The organism is Chryseobacterium sp. C-71, assembly GCF_020911865.1.
In the GTDB taxonomy this organism is placed as follows: domain Bacteria; phylum Bacteroidota; class Bacteroidia; order Flavobacteriales; family Weeksellaceae; genus Chryseobacterium.
Genome location: NZ_CP087131.1, coordinates 89,469 through 105,541, shown reverse-complemented (window position 1 = coordinate 105,541; position 16,073 = coordinate 89,469). Strand labels below are relative to the sequence as shown.

Below are 16,073 nucleotides of genomic sequence, written 5' to 3'. Positions count from 1 at the left end.
TTCACCTATGGCTACTTTTATTGAACCCTTCGGGTTACATTATAATGCTGAATTAATCTGATGATATATATTTAAAGAATTGCTTACGATTTTCGTGTACCCTTTCACATCTTCCCCTGTCCACGCTCTATTTGCTTCACCATAGCTTCCGAATTTTTCGGACATTAGATCATGCTTAGATTCAATTCCGTTTAAAATAAATCTATATGGATGAAGGGTCACAAACACTTTTCCACTTACCGTTTTTTGAGAATCTACCAAGAAAGACTCAATATTTCTCATCACAGGATCTAAGAAAAGCGCCTCGTGAAGCCAGTTTCCATACCAATCTGACAATTGAGATTTCATCATCTGCTGATATTTTGAGAGCGTATGTTTTTCCAGTAAATGATGCGATTTGATGATGACAGAAGCTGCTGCCGCTTCAAAACCTACTCTCCCTTTAATCCCAACAATTGTATCTCCAACATGAATATCACGACCGATTCCATAAGCAGAAGCCAATTCTTCAATTTTTTGAATGGCGTAAACCGAGTGTTCAAAATTTTCACCGTTTACCGCTACAACTTCACCATTTTTGAATTCAATTTCCAGTTCTGAAGGCTTAGTTTCTTTAATCTGAGATGGAAAAGCTTCTTCAGGAAGATAATTTCTTGAAGTCAAGGTTTCTTTTCCACCAACTGAAGTTCCCCAAAGTCCTTTATTGACTGAATATTGTGCTTTTTGGAATTCCATTTCGTAACCATGGCCTTTCAAAAATTCAATTTCCTCTTCACGGGATAAAGATAGATCACGAATTGGCGTAATAATTTCTACATTCGGGCACATGACCTTAAAAATTAAATCGAAACGAACTTGATCATTTCCAGCACCCGTACTTCCGTGAGCGATCGCATCAGCCCCGATTTCAATCGCAAATTTTCCAATTTCCTGCGCCTGAATTGTACGTTCAGCACTTACCGACAATGGATATGTATTGTTTTTCAAAACATTCCCAAAGATCAAATACTTCACACAAGAATCGTAATAATCTTCCTGAGCATCAACGCACCTGTATTCTTTCACCCCAAGATTAAAGGCTTTTTTCTCCAATTCTTTTTCCTCTTCTTTAGAAAAACCTCCGGTATTTACAGTGACTGCATATACCTCATATCCAAGTGTTTCACTCAAATATTTGGCACAGTAAGAGGTATCTAAACCTCCGCTAAATGCTAAGATTACTTTCTTGCTCATTTTTATATTGATTTTCGGGTTGATTATTTACAACTCCATTTACTTTATTATTTTCAGGAACGAAAAGCATTGCCGTGCAAAGGCAGTTTTTACGTTCTTTTTTCATTAAAATTTCATAGTTGACGCAGCTTTTGCAGTCGTTCCAGAATTCTTCGTCCTGTGTTAATTCAGAATAAATAACAGGCTTATACCCTAAATCACTATTGATTTTCATGACAGCCAAACCTGTCGTCAATCCGAAAATTTTCGCAGTCGGATATTTATCTCTGGAAAGTTGGAAAACTTTATCTTTTATTAAAGTTGCAGCTCCTCTTTCCCTGAATTTTGGGGAAACAATTAATCCTGAGTTGGCCACAAACTGACCATGTGACCAGGTTTCTATATAACAAAACCCCACCCACTCACCGTTTTCAGTAGCAACTACAGCATTGCCTTCTGAAATCTTTTTACTTAAATATTCTATAGAACGTTTAGCGATTCCCGTTCCTCGTCGCTGTGCAGAATCATACATTTCCTGCTGTATTTCACTCACATACATTAAATGTTCGCATGAGGAAATTTCTATTTCCATTTATTTATCTGAATTTTTTGGCAAATTTAAAACATATTATCTTTAAAAACCAAATTAAAAAGATAATTTTATTGTTTAATTAATATTAACAGGTATAATTATCTTATTGTTAAAATTTAATATTGCTAAATTATTATATATTTGCTAAAATACTATATATGGAAAATATTTGCCCGAAATGTAAGAGTGAAAAAGTCGTAAAAAGCGGAATCATTAATGAGAAACAAAGATTCCATTGTAAAGACTGTAATTATTATTTTACCGTTAAAAAATTAGGTAAAAAGATTGATGATTATTATGTTACAAAAGCACTTCAGTTATATCTTGAAGGATTAAGTTTCCGTGAAATAGAAAGGATTATCGGGGTTTCTCACGTTACTGTAAGTTCGTGGATTAAGAAATATAATATTACAAGACCACCCCATTCTGATTTCCATCCTGTTTATAAAGTTTTAAAGCAAAACGAACTAATCGATTATATTTCGAAAGAAGAAAACATTAAAGATTCTGGATTAATTATCACACAGTTTGCAGACAAGTATATGTTGATTAAATGGGAAAGATTTAAAAAATAAGTTTTATAGTTTTGAGTTATTAATTATACGTTTTGAGTTTTAAAAGTAGAATTAATTTCAATTTAAAAAACTGTAAATCAAACCATTAAATACCATTTAAATTAAAATAATTGCTTACAATTAATGACTTTTCAAACTCATAATTCATCACTTTAAACTATTAACTATACTCTTACCTTTAATATATATTAAATTTTCACAACTAAATTATTAATTCCAATTTGGCTTTCACAAAATAACAGCCAAAAAATTAATAATTTATGAAGAAAATATTAAGTTTTATTGGATTAGCTTTAATAAGCAGTTCTGTCTACAGTCAGGGTTCTCCTGATTATGGAAATGGTTTAAAAATAAATTTAAATCCTGAAGGAGATAAATACGTCAGATTTATTCTCTGGGATCAGTTCTGGATCAGGAACACAAAAATGAACCCCGGAAGTATGGTTGGCGGCGAACCAACCGACAATACCTGGAACTTAGGAAACCGACGAGCACGTATTTTAGCCTACGCACAAATCACGAAGCGTTATATGATTGTCACCCACATCGGAATCAACAATCAGACTTTCATTAATGGTGGCGCAACAGGAACTACAGGAACTGGAGGTTACGGAAACGGTAAAAAACCTCAGCTTTTTTTTCATGATGCCTGGAATGAATATGCCGTTGTAATGCCGGGAGATGCAGGAAAATTCAGCTTAACATTAGGAGGCGGACTTCATTATTACATGGGACTTTCCCGTATGACGATGGCTTCGACACTGAACTTTCTGACTTTAGATTCACCGATTTTCAGCTGGCCGTTGATTGATAATTCTGATCAGTTTGCAAGACAAATGGGAGTTTTTGCAAAAGGTAAGTACGGAAAATTTGAATACCGAATGAGTTTAAACAAACCTTTCGCAACAGATTTAGCTCCAGCCAACACTTTAATTCCAGGAAATGAAGTTGCGGTTGATAACAACGGAAATCCGAACTGGTCAAAAGCAGGTTATTTTGAATATCAATTCTTAGATACAGAGTCTAATCTTCTTCCTTTCAAAGTGGGTTCTTATCTGGGAACCAAAAAAGTCTTCAACCTCGGTGCAGGTTTTTATCATCAGGCAGAAGGAACAAGAACATCACTTAATTCCAACATCGAAAAACACGACATTACCCTACTTTCGGTAGATGCTTTTGCCGATATTCCTTTGGGCGAAGCTAAAAATAAAATGGCTGTATCGGCTTATGCAGGTTATTTCAACTATAATTTTGGTCCAAATTACATCAGAAATTTAGGAACTATGAACATCGCAGCCAATGACCCTAATTTTGTCGGACAGAGAGCTTTAGCTGGCCCCGGAAACCTTCAGCCAATGATTGGAACCGGTAATGTCGTTTATGCTCAGGCTGGTTTATTACTACCAAGTCAGGCAGAAAAACCAAAAGTCAGAATTCAGCCTTTTGCGGCTTATACTTACAAAGATTTTGAAGCGTTTGATAAGCCATCTTCACAGTTTGATGTGGGAGCCAACTGGTTTCTGGATGGTCATCATGCAAAAATTACAACACAATATTCTACAAGACCTGTTTATACAAGTCCGACAGAAAACCCGAAATCTAAAGGGGAATTTATTGTACAACTCCAAATTTATTTATAAAAACTAATCCTATAAAATTTTAATCACTAACAAAAAAAATCTACTAATATGAGCGAACAACACCACGATGTTTACGAGAATATGACAGATAAGCAGAAAAACCGCACCATCTGGAGCGTCATCACCGCATCGTCCCTCGGAACCTTGATAGAATGGTATGATTTCTATATTTTCGGAAGTCTGGCAGTCGTTTTGGCGACTAAATTCTTTCCGGCAGACAATCCTACCGCAGCATTTTTATCTACGCTCGCAACTTTTGCAGCCGGATTTGTAGTCAGACCTTTCGGAGCCTTATTTTTCGGAAGATTGGGAGACATTATCGGAAGGAAATACACTTTCTTAGTTACGTTATTGATCATGGGATTCTCAACCTTCCTGATCGGATGTATTCCGGGATATGAAACCATCGGATTTATGGCGCCGGTTTTAGTTTTAATTTTAAGACTTTTACAGGGATTAGCTTTAGGTGGAGAGTACGGCGGAGCAGCAACTTATGTCGCAGAATACTCGCAGCCACACAGAAGAGGTTACTGGACTTCCTGGATTCAGACTACCGCTACAGCAGGGCTTTTCATTTCATTGATTGTTATTTTAATTACTAAAAATACACTTTCAGCAGAAGATTTTGATTCTTGGGGATGGAGGGTTCCGTTCTGGATTTCAATCTTAATGGTTGGAGTTTCTTATTTTATCAGAAAAAACATGAAGGAATCTCCTCTTTTTGCGAAGGCTAAAAGTGAAGGGAAAACTTCAAAAAATCCTTTAAAAGAAAGTTTTGGAAATAAATTTAATTTCAAATTTGTTTTGCTTGCCTTATTCGGAGCTGCAATGGGACAAGGGGTGATCTGGTACACAGGACAGTTTTACGCAATGAGTTTTCTCCAAAAAGTGATGAATATCAATTCGATGCAGGTCGATTATCTGATGGCAACAGCATTACTGATGGGAACACCTTTCTTTGTGTTTTTCGGTTGGCTTTCAGATAAAATTGGTCGAAAAGCGATTATGATGACCGGAATGCTGGTCGCAATTTTAGCCTACAGACCGATTTACGATGCAATGTACAAAAGCGTGAATATTGAGGCAAAAACCGTGGCAGACAATGGGATTAAAGAAACAAGAGTTGCGGCAGTGCACAAAACTATTGCATCAGACAGTTTAGTTACATTCCATAAACAAACAGCTTATACAGACGGAACTTTAATTAAAAAAGACAGTATCGTTCACTGGTCAGCCGCCGGCCCAGTAATGAAAGACGGAAAAGCTGAAGAGCCAAAAGTTTCGACAGCAATTACTTTAAATGACGACACAAGATGGTATTTGGTCTTCCTTGTATTTGTTCAAGTAATTTTTGTGACGATGGTTTACGGTCCGATTGCAGCATTTTTGGTTGAAATGTTCCCAGTGAGAATCCGCTACACATCGATGTCTTTGCCATATCACATTGGTAATGGGGTTTTTGGAGGATTGCTTCCCGCAGTAGCGACTTATCTCGTAACTTCCGGAAAAGATGCAGGTCATGCGACGTGGTATCTGCAGGGACTTTGGTATCCGATTGGAGTTGCCGCCGTCTGTTTAGTCATCGGATTGATTTATCTTAAAAATAAGAACAACAATATCCACGATTAATAGGGATAATCACTTAAAAATTTATTAATTTTAAATCTACTAAAATGAACGGATTAAAAAAAATATTAGGCATTGTATGGATTTTAGCCGCCTTAATCGTTGCCTACTTCGGAATAACAGTGATGGGCATCCCTAAAATCACATCAGGCAAACAGGAAGATTTGGTATTCGGCATCATTATACTTTTTGTATTGGTTCCGATTGTCACAGGCGGATTGGCCATCTTCGGATATTATTCCTTGATTGGAGAATATTCTGACGAGAAATAAATTATAAATGACAGATGATAATTGATGAATGATTTTGTTCATCAATTATCATTTTTAAAACTAACATATTTTTATATAAATTTTTAGCATGTTTTAAATTATAATTTGTATTACTTTTATAAGTGAAACGCCTTAGTTTACCTTAAAAACTTAAAGTATTTTAATCAAAATCTTTGTTTAGTCTTGCGTTAAATTAAACGCAAGGTTAAACAAAAGGTTCAGAAAACTGAGATAGTTTTAAGAAAAACAAAGGCACTCCGTTTAACGATGAAATACAAGGATTTAAATTTCATTTAATTTATTTTAGATACATAAACAAAGATATTTTAGAGTAAATGAGCACAACACATTTAAACCAATCAATTATCATTCATCAACTATGAAAAAGCGTCACGAGCAAAAACTGATTATTCTGAGCGTAGGTTTACTGATTGCTTTCAGCATTCCCATTTCTTTGCTTTTCAACAGTGAAAGGGAGGTTTTTGGTTATCCTATGCTTCTTGTTTATTTTTTCGCAGTCTGGATGTTTTCCATCATTGTATCTTTTGTAATCGTAAAAAAATATGATGAGTAGTTTCGCATTATTTATCGTTGTCCTTATTTACCTCGCACTTTTGTTCTTAGTTGCCCATTTGGCAGAGAAGAAAAAGAGTAAAATCTGGATCAATAACCCATACATCTATGCATTGTCTCTTGCCGTGTATTGCACCGCATGGACATATTATGGAAGTATTGGCGTGGCAGCAACCAGCGGACTCAATTATTTGCCGATTTACATTGGCCCGATCATGGTGATTCCGGCTTGGATTTACATTAACACAAGAATTGTTAGAATTTCTAGAGTTAACAAAATCAGCAGTTTAGCCGATTTCATTTCACTACGATATGGAAACAGCAGAAGCTTCAGTGCCATTATTACTTTGGTTTGTCTTTTTGCAATTATTCCTTACATCGGATTGCAGATAAAAGCAATTTCCGAAACTTTCCATTTGGTTACAGAAACCAAAATTTCTCAAAATATTTTAACCGACAGCGGAACTTTTGTAGTTATTTTAATTGCTGTTTTTTCATCTTATTACGGAACAAAATACGTTGATGCCTCCGAAAAACGTTTAGGAATTATTTCCGCAATTGCTTTGGAGAGTTTTCTTAAATTATTTTTCATTATTATTTTAGGATTATTCGTCATCTATTATGCATTTGACGGATTTTCAGACTTGTATCAAAAGGCAAGCAAATTCCCGGATTTTAAAGCTAAAAACACCTTTAACGGAATTGAAGGCGCCATGAACTGGATGGTTCTCTGCATGATTTCCGGAACTGCAATTTGCATTCTACCAAGACAGTTTCACACCGCAATTGTTGAAAACAGACAGGAAAAACACATCAAAACAGCAATCTGGTTCTTCCCCTTATATCTTTTGATATTCACCATTTTCATCTTCCCGATTGCGTGGGGCGGAAGATTGATCTTCGAAGGACAAAACGTAAACCCTGAGTTCTACTCTATTCTCATTCCGCAATATTTTAATAATACCCTGATTACAGTTTTGGTTTTTTTGGGTGGTTTAAGTTCGTCAATTTCCATGATTATCATTTCAGCTATCACGCTTTCAATTATGCTTTCGAATAATTTAATTATTCCTTACGGTTTGTTAGGAAAATTTAAAGCAGAAAATGAAGTTCAAAACACCAGAAATATTACCAACATCCGTAAATTTTCGATATTCGGATTGATTATTCTGGCTTTTGCCTTTTACAAATATTTTATTTTAAGAAGTTCTCTAGATTCTGTCGGATTAATTTCATTTGTCATCATTGCACAATTGGCTCCTGCATTTTTCGGAGCGATATTTTGGAGAAGAGGAAGTTACAAAGGCGCAGTAATCGGACTTTTAGCGGGATTAATTATTTGCTATTTCGGATTAATTATTCCGCAGTATTACTTTTCTTATAATTCAGAATTAAAAGGTTTTTTAAGAGATCTATATGATACTTTTCAGTTTTTCGATATTTATTTTTTAACCAGAATTCCTGAAATTTTCTTCTGGTCGATTTTGGTAAATACCGCCCTGTTTACCATACTTTCAGTAAGCATGAAAGGAAATTATCGTGAGAGAAATTTCGCAGAATTGTACGTTGATATCGATAAGTATATTCAAAATCATGAAGACGCATTCATTTGGAGAGGAACTGCTTATGTTTCTGATATTCAAAATATTCTGGAACGTTTTTTAGGCCAAAAAAAAACCGAACAGGCCATGCGGATTTTTAATATTAAATACAATATCGATTCGCAAACCGAAACGGCAGATTCACGATTTATTAAATTTTCAGAAAACCTTTTGGCAGGACGAATCGGCACTGCTTCTGCAAAAATTCTGATCGAAGGCGTGACCAAAGAAGATAAAATTTCGTTGAAAGAAGTTCTAAATATCTTAGAAGAATCTAAAGAAAATATCACATTAAACAAGAAACTGACTGAGAAATCCGAAGAACTGAAACAGCTTTCCAACGACCTCAGTGCCGCAAATGAAAATCTCATCGTCAAAGACCGTCAGAAAGATGATTTTCTTGATTCTGTTGCGCATGAATTAAGAACTCCGATTACCGCAATTCGTTCGGCTGGAGAAATTTTAGCAGATGACGACGATATTCCTTTAGATATTAAAAGAGAATTTTTAAATAACATCATTACAGAATCTGACCGTCTCAGTGAAATCATCAACGATATTTTATATTTGGATAAACTTCAGCACGGAGAAATCGCATTAAATATTCATGAAAATAATATTATTGAAACCTATAAAAAGGCTTTAAACCCAATATTACATTTAATTCAGCAGAAATTCATTCATGTGAGCGAAGTTGATTTATTGAATCATTATCAATTTGAATATGATGAAGCTAGATTTATTCAGTTGTTTCAGAATATTTTAGGAAATGCTTTGAAATTCACTGAAGATCAAGGCATCATTCAAACTAAATTTTCAGAAAGAGATAACTTTTTAATTATAAAAATATTCAATACGGGCAAACATATTTCCGAAGAAGATTTGGAAATGATTTTTGATAAATTTTATCAGTCAAAAAACCAAAACATTTTAAAACCCACCGGAAGTGGTCTTGGATTGGCAATTTCAAAAAGAATCGTCGAAGCCCATAACGGAAACATTAAAGCAGAAAACAGCGGATTGGGCGTGACGTTTACAATAATGTTACCAATGATAAAAACAGATGACGACGGAAAACCCGAAGAATTCAATATGAGTAGCCATGGTTGAGACCTATGTTAAAAAGGAGATCGTAAACAACGAACCCGATAGGGTTCAATGTGATTAACCGTAGGTGAAACAATTGTAAAAGGTCACTATAAATGGCTAACCCGACAGGGTTCAATATTAATAGCCGTGGGTGAAACCCATGGTAGATTGAGACAACGTAAAACGAACCCGACAGGGTTCAATATTAAAAAACACAAATGGAAAAAATGGGAACGTACAGACAAATATTTTATCACATTGTTTTTGGAACAAAACACAGAGAAAAGGCCATTAATGAAAAAAATGAATCAGAACTTTACAAATACATTTGGGGTATTTTAAACAATAAAAAATGTAAATTATACAGAATTAATGGGATGCCAGACCACATTCATATTTTATGTGACTTACATCCAAATTTGAATCTCAGCAGTTTGGTAAAAGATATTAAAGTAGCATCAAACTTATGGATGAAAGAATCTGGATTATTTGATGAGTTCGAAGGATGGCAGGAAGGTTATGGAGCATTTACAATCTCGGTGAGAGAAAAGGAAACTGTTATAAATTATATTAAAAATCAAAAAGAACACCACAAGAAAGAGACGTTTGAGCATGAATTTAAAAGGTTATTGAAAGAGAATGGGATTATATTTGAAGGTGAAATTATTTAAATTAAACCCTATCGGGTTGTTTTGATGCGAATGATGATTTACATTCCATAGGTTTCACCTACGGCTATTAAAATTAAACCTTGCGGGTTATCAGATAAAACATAAAAAACAATGAAGTTGAATCATAAAGAAAATACACAATGAAAAAAATATTAATTGCAGATGACGAACACAAAATATTAATGTCCCTGGAATACAGTTTCCGGAAAATAGGTTACGAAGTTTTCATCGCAAGAGACGGAAATGAGGTTTTGGAATTTCTGAAAACGATTGTTCCTGACGTAATTTTACTCCACATCATGATGCCCAATCTTGACGGATACAGCACTTTAGAAGAAATCAAAAAGAACGACAATTTAAACAACACGAAAGTTCTTTTCCTGAGTGCTAAAAATAACCCAAAAGACATTGAAAAAGGACTGGAAATGGGAGCAGATGCGTATGTAACAAAACCATATTCGATAAAAAAACTGATTTCTCAGATTGAGGAACTGCTTAATGCTTAAACACGAATAATTAGTGTTTAAAAAATCAAACACAAAAATTATGAACGCAGACAATTTATTTAAACAAAGCATAGAAAACAAAGAGCAGTTTTGGAAAGAGCAGGCTCAGGAAATTTCGTGGTTTAAATTTCCCGATATAATTATTTCAAAAGATGAAAACGACTACACTCAATGGTTTGCAGATGGGAAACTGAATATGTCTTACCTCTGCATCGATAAACATATTGAAGACGGTTTTGGAGAACAAACTGCAATTATCTACGATTCTCCGGTGACGAATCAGAAGAAAAAATATACTTTTAATCAAGCCAAAGAAGAAATTTCGAAGTTAGCTGGCGGATTAGTTTCTTTAGGTTTAAAAAAGGGTGACACCGCAGTAATTTACATGCCGATGATACCGCAAACGCTTTTCTCGATGTTGGCGTGCGCAAGGATTGGAGTGATTCATAATGTTGTTTTCGGAGGTTTTGCGCCGCACGAATTGGTCGTAAGAATTGATGATTGCAAACCTAAAGCTTTAATTACAGCCACCGCAGGAATTGAAATAGCGAAAAGAATTCCTTATCTGCCATTGGTTGAAAAAACGATTGAACTGGCGCAGGATAAAGTCGAAAACATCATTGTTTTCAACAGAAAATTAGTTGATAATCAACATGAAATGTTTGAAGGCATCATCGATTATGAAGAGTTAGTTGAAAAGTCCAAACCTGCAGATTGTGTTTCAATAGAATCAAATCATCCGTTATACTTACTTTACACTTCCGGAACAACTGGCAAACCAAAAGGAATCACAAGAGATACGGGAGGTTACGCAACCGCTTTGAAATTCTCAATGAAATATATTTATGGCATTGAGCACGGCGAAACTTTTTGGGCAGCATCAGATTTTGGTTGGGCAGTCGGTCACAGTTACAGCGTTTACGGCCCTTTAATTAACAGAAATACCACTATCATCTTTGAAGGAAAACCCATTATGACTCCTGATGCAGGAACTTTCTGGAGAATTATTTCTGAATATAAAGTGGCTGCAATGTTTACAGCTCCAACAGCCATCAGAGCGATTAAAAAAGAAGACCCGAATGGTGAATTGGTGAAAAAATACGACTTATCACATTTGAAAAAACAGTTTCTGGCAGGTGAAAGATGTGATGTTGCCACTTTAGACTGGTTTGAAAAGCATATCGGAGTTCCCGCTATCGATCATTGGTGGCAGACAGAATCTGGTTCACCGATGTTAGGTCTGATGACTTTTGATGATGATTATAAAATTAAAAGAGCTTCAGCAGGAAAACCGATTCCGGGGTACGATATTAAAATTTTTGACGAAAATGGTTACGAATTAGATGAACATAAAGAGGGTTACTTAGTCATCAAACTTCCGCTTCCTCCAGGGGCAATGTTGGGAATCTGGAATGATTACGATCGTTTTGAGAAAAGTTATTTATCACAATATAAAGGCTATTACTTTTCTGGAGATGGAGCTATAAAAGATGAAGACGGATATATTTTTATTACAGGTCGTGTAGATGATGTCATCAATGTAGCCGGTCACCGACTTTCAACTTCGGAAATGGAAGAAATTGTTTCTTCACATCCCGATATTGCCGAATGTGCTGTTGTAGGAATTGATGATGATTTGCGTGGACAAGTTCCTTTTGCAACGGTTGTTTTAAAAAATGGTAGTGCAATTTCAGAAGCAGATGTAGAGAAAGAAATCATTCTACAAGTCAGAGAAAAAATTGGTGCAGTAGCATTTTTAAAAAGCGTAATGGTAGTTAAACGACTTCCAAAAACCCGCTCAGGAAAGATTTTAAGAAAATTGATCAGGACGATTATTGATGGAAAGGAATTTCAGATTCCGTCAACGATTGATGATGAGAAGATTATTGATGAATTGAAAGATAAAATTCAGGAATACAGAAAGTAATTTAAATAAATGCGAAAGTCAGATTTGAATGATTTCATTTTTAAAATAAAACAAAGCAAAAGAACAAGAATACTTCTGGACGACGACGCGAATGCAGAGAAATTTATGAAAGTTTCGGATTTATAAAAACCTGGCAAATTGAAACATCAATCAAAAATAGATTTTTACCAATCATGGAACTTCAACTAAATACAATTATTGATAGTTAAATAAAAAAACAAAGTCTTACACAAGTGAAACGGCTTTGTGAGACTTAAAAGCAGTTTGTAGTAAAAAAACTTCGTGCGCTTCGTGTTCAATTTGAAAATCGAAAAGACACTACTTAAATAAAAAAATAAACAATAAATAATTCTAAAAAGAAAAAGTATGAGAAATTACGTGATAGAAGATTTACCGCACTACTTTGAAGAGTACAAAAAATCAATCAAAAACCCGAAAAAATTCTGGGACAAGGTGGCTGACAAAAATTTTGTCTGGTATCAAAGATGGAGCAAGGTGGTAAAATATGATATGAATGAAGCAAAAATCACTTGGTTTAAAGATGCTAAATTAAATATCACCAAAAACTGCCTCGACAGACATTTATCAGTGCGTGGTGAAAAAACAGCCATCATCTGGGAACCCAACGACCCTAAAGAAGAAGCCCAGCACATTTCCTACAACGAACTGTACGAAAGAGTCAACAAGACAGCCAATGTTTTGAAAGACATGGGAATCCAAAAAGGCGACAGAGTCTGCATCTATCTTCCAATGATTCCTGAATTGGCGGTTACAATGTTAGCTTGTGCAAAATTGGGAGCAGTTCATTCCGTAATATTTGCGGGATTCTCGGCTTCTGCTGTGGTTTCCAGAGTGAATGATTGTAGTGCAAAAATGCTGATTACTTCCGACGGAAGTTACAGAGGAAGTAAAGTTTTAGATTTAAAATCGATTATAGACGAAGCAGTAGAAAAATGTCCTACCGTAGAAAAAGTTTTGGTTGTAAAACGCACCAACAACGAGGTTAAAATGAAGGAAGGCAGAGATTTCTGGATGGAAGATTTATACAAAAAAGCATCTGCAGATTTCGTAACCATTATTATGGATGCAGAAGATCCTTTGTTTATTCTGTACACTTCAGGCTCTACGGGAAAACCAAAAGGGATGCTTCATACTTCAGCAGGATACATGGTTTATTCGGCGTACACGTTCAAAAATGTTTTTAATTATCAGGAAAATGATATTTACTGGTGTACGGCAGATATTGGCTGGATTACCGGGCATTCTTACATTCTTTACGGACCACTTTTGAACGGTGCAACTACTGTAATTTTCGAAGGAATTCCGACTTATCCTGAACCAGACAGATTCTGGGAAGTGATTGAAAAACATAAAGTTACCCAATTTTATACAGCTCCAACTGCTATCCGTTCTTTAGCAAAAGAAAGTGCTGAATGGGTTGATAAACATGATTTAAGCTCATTAAGAGTAATCGGATCTGTTGGAGAACCGATTAATGATGAAGCGTGGCATTGGTTCAACGATCATGTCGGAAGAAAAAAATGTCCGATTGTAGACACCTGGTGGCAGACGGAAACCGGCGGAATCATGATCTCTCCTATTCCTTTCGTTACACCGACAAAACCGACGTATGCAACCCTTCCGTTACCGGGAATTCAGCCTGTCTTAATGGATGACAAACGCAATGAAATTACAGGAAATCAGGTGACCGGAAATCTCTGCATCCGTTTTCCGTGGCCGGGAATTGCGAGAACGATTTGGGGAGATCACCAAAGATATAAAGAGACTTATTTCTCAGCATTTCCGGGGAAATATTTCACTGGTGACGGTGCTTTGAGAGACGAAGTAGGTTATTACAGAATTACGGGTCGTGTAGATGATGTGGTAATTGTTTCGGGACACAATTTAGGAACTGCACCGATTGAAGACAGCATCAACGAACATCCGGCTGTAGCAGAATCTGCAATTGTAGGATTTCCTCATGATATCAAAGGAAGTGCATTGTATGGTTTTGTGATTTTAAAAGATTCGGGATCAGACAGAAAGCAGGAAAATTTAGTTAAGGAAATCAATCAGTTGATCTCAGATCAGATTGGTCCGATTGCTAAATTAGATAAAATTCAGTTTGTCTCCGGACTTCCGAAAACACGTTCAGGAAAAATTATGCGTAGAATTTTAAGAAAAATTGCGGAAGGTGACTTCTCTAATTTCGGAGACACTTCTACTCTGTTGAATCCCGAAATTGTAGAGGAAATTAAAAATGAGAGAATTTAATTTTATTTAAATAATTTAGAGCCTGTTTAATTTTTTAGACGGGCTTTTTTATCCTTAAAACATTCGTAATGAAATTAATTTATATTTTAATTGGAATTTTTCTTCTGCACTCCTGTGAGAAAACAGAACTCAATGAAAGTGAGATTCTGGAAATTATACATTCACATAAAGGCTATGAAAATTCAGAACTGAAAAAGGATTTTTCTTACGGTGCAGATTTTATTGATTCTATAAAAACTTTCAGAGAAACAAAAAAAAGGAAAATTTCAAACCAATTTATGAAGCAGATTTAAATGATGATGGTAAGAAAGATTATTTAGTAAATTTAAGTTATCCAGAGACCAAGGATAATATTATTGTTAAAATATTAATTAATGAAGATTATTACCACACTGTTTTATTGTTGAGTAGTGATGCTGGTTATCAATTGTTAAATCCTGGAAAGCAGAAAGTTTACGACATATTTTCTGCCAAAATAATCTTTCATAGAAATCAACATCTCATCAAGCTGGTTAATTTTAAAAGACATAGTGACAACAAGAATGATTTGATTCAATATGATACATTAATGATTAAAAATAATCAGTTGACAGAATTTATATCATCAATAAATAAGCATCATATTGAAAAGATAATTTTCACTCAAATTGGAGGGTATGCGCCAGGAATAGAATATCAATTAACTCTAAACAAAGATTCGATTATTCTTCAATCAAACTTTTATAAAAATCTTGAAGGAAGATACAGCGGAAATAATATTTCCAGTTCTAAGAATATTGCTGAAGAACTTAATCAAATAGGTTTTGAAAATTTAGAAGACAAGTACTCCATTGAATGTTCAGACTGTCCATCAAAAGTAACTGAAATTATTTTTGACAATGGTAAAAGAAAAAAAATTTACGACTATGGTGAAAAGGGAACTTTAGGACTAGTAAAATTTTATGAAAAGATTGACTATATTATGAGAGATGAAAAATGGAAGAAACTAGACTAAAATGAAAACTCAATCAAAATAGATAATATCTTAATTATTATTAATTTTTTATAGATAAAATAAAATATATCAAATTTTATTAAATTTTTGCCAATTATTTGAAAAATAGTACTATCTTTAAGTACCAAAACAAAATTACTATGTCAAGCATTTTAACAGGAATATTTGAACGTCACAGTGATTATAAGCGGTTAGAAAACGAAGTTGAAACTTCGGGGTTTGAAAACTCTGATTATATAGTTTATCTCCTAGAAGATCATCCGCATTCACAATATATGGCGAGTGTACAGATTAGAGATAATGAACAGTTAACAGCAGCGCAGAATATATTTCATCAAAATTCTGTTGTCAAAACGTATTTATTTGAAAACATGAGCATCGAACAAGCATCCTACAGCAACATAAAAAAATACATTGATGCAAGGTGTAGAGCTGAAATTCACAGCAGCCCCGATGTAAGAATCAAAGTACAGCATGACGGAATAAATTCTGAAGTGAAATCTTAAAATTAAAACTAAAAA

General features: G+C 34.8%; 15 protein-coding genes. 13 read left to right on the top strand and 2 right to left on the bottom strand.

The features are described 5' to 3' along the window. Positions 1-39: 39 nt before the first annotated feature. Both LNP04_RS00455 and LNP04_RS00450 read right to left on the bottom strand, forming a co-directional pair. Positions 40-1,233 (bottom strand): argininosuccinate synthase, encoded by a 1,194-nt coding sequence (locus LNP04_RS00455; RefSeq protein ID WP_229984627.1) that lies wholly within the window; start codon positions 1,231-1,233, stop codon positions 40-42. Then, positions 1,205-1,804 carry a GNAT family N-acetyltransferase gene (locus LNP04_RS00450; RefSeq protein ID WP_229984626.1) on the bottom strand — a complete coding sequence of 200 codons (600 nt, stop codon included), beginning with the start codon at positions 1,802-1,804 and terminating at the stop codon, positions 1,205-1,207. Before LNP04_RS00450 ends, LNP04_RS00455 begins: the two co-directional genes overlap by 29 nt. A 158-nt stretch (positions 1,805-1,962) precedes the next feature. Here LNP04_RS00450 and LNP04_RS00445 point away from each other — a divergent pair, with 158 nt between their 5' ends. The 13 genes from LNP04_RS00445 to LNP04_RS00385 all read left to right on the top strand — a co-directional run bounded on the left by LNP04_RS00445 (position 1,963) and on the right by LNP04_RS00385 (position 16,058). After that, complete coding sequence (locus LNP04_RS00445) at positions 1,963-2,379, top strand: terminase gpP N-terminus-related DNA-binding protein (protein WP_229984625.1); 417 nt, start codon at positions 1,963-1,965, stop codon at positions 2,377-2,379. A gap of 260 nt (positions 2,380-2,639) precedes the next feature. Then, entirely contained in the window at positions 2,640-4,019 is a 1,380-nt protein-coding gene (locus LNP04_RS00440; RefSeq protein WP_229984624.1) for a porin, read from the top strand. A gap of 48 nt (positions 4,020-4,067) precedes the next feature. Beyond that, positions 4,068-5,648: an MFS transporter gene (locus tag LNP04_RS00435; RefSeq protein WP_229984623.1), complete on the top strand. Its 1,581-nt coding sequence runs from the start codon at positions 4,068-4,070 to the stop codon at positions 5,646-5,648. 44 nt (positions 5,649-5,692) lie between these two features. Further along, positions 5,693-5,917: a DUF6814 family protein gene (locus tag LNP04_RS00430; protein WP_229984622.1), complete on the top strand. Its 225-nt coding sequence runs from the start codon at positions 5,693-5,695 to the stop codon at positions 5,915-5,917. A 379-nt stretch (positions 5,918-6,296) separates the two neighbouring features. Then, entirely contained in the window at positions 6,297-6,491 is a 195-nt protein-coding gene (locus tag LNP04_RS00425; RefSeq protein WP_229984621.1) for a hypothetical protein, read from the top strand. Then, complete coding sequence (locus tag LNP04_RS00420; RefSeq protein ID WP_229986329.1) at positions 6,484-9,201, top strand: ATP-binding protein; 2,718 nt, start codon at positions 6,484-6,486, stop codon at positions 9,199-9,201. Before LNP04_RS00425 ends, LNP04_RS00420 begins: the two co-directional genes overlap by 8 nt. 197 nt (positions 9,202-9,398) lie before the next feature. Then, the gene (gene tnpA / locus LNP04_RS00415; protein WP_229984620.1) at positions 9,399-9,851 is read left to right on the top strand and encodes an IS200/IS605 family transposase; all 453 of its coding nucleotides are present in this window, start codon (positions 9,399-9,401) and stop codon (positions 9,849-9,851) included. A gap of 140 nt (positions 9,852-9,991) precedes the next feature. Beyond that, a complete protein-coding gene (locus LNP04_RS00410; protein ID WP_229984619.1) occupies positions 9,992-10,357 on the top strand; it encodes a response regulator transcription factor in 366 nt (121 codons plus the stop codon). Between the two features lie 40 nt (positions 10,358-10,397). Continuing rightward, entirely contained in the window at positions 10,398-12,284 is a 1,887-nt protein-coding gene (locus tag LNP04_RS00405) for an AMP-binding protein (RefSeq protein ID WP_229984618.1), read from the top strand. 366 nt (positions 12,285-12,650) lie between these two features. After that, the gene (acs, locus tag LNP04_RS00400) at positions 12,651-14,558 is read left to right on the top strand and encodes an acetate--CoA ligase (protein WP_229984617.1); all 1,908 of its coding nucleotides are present in this window, start codon (positions 12,651-12,653) and stop codon (positions 14,556-14,558) included. A gap of 68 nt (positions 14,559-14,626) precedes the next feature. Continuing rightward, positions 14,627-14,851, top strand: coding sequence for a hypothetical protein (locus LNP04_RS00395; RefSeq protein WP_229984616.1), 225 nt, complete (start codon positions 14,627-14,629; stop codon positions 14,849-14,851). Positions 14,852-15,144: 293 nt separating this feature from the next. Next, positions 15,145-15,552 carry a hypothetical protein gene (locus tag LNP04_RS00390; RefSeq protein WP_229984615.1) on the top strand — a complete coding sequence of 136 codons (408 nt, stop codon included), beginning with the start codon at positions 15,145-15,147 and terminating at the stop codon, positions 15,550-15,552. 140 nt (positions 15,553-15,692) lie between these two features. After that, positions 15,693-16,058: a hypothetical protein gene (locus LNP04_RS00385; RefSeq protein WP_229984614.1), complete on the top strand. Its 366-nt coding sequence runs from the start codon at positions 15,693-15,695 to the stop codon at positions 16,056-16,058. Positions 16,059-16,073: the final 15 nt, after the last annotated feature.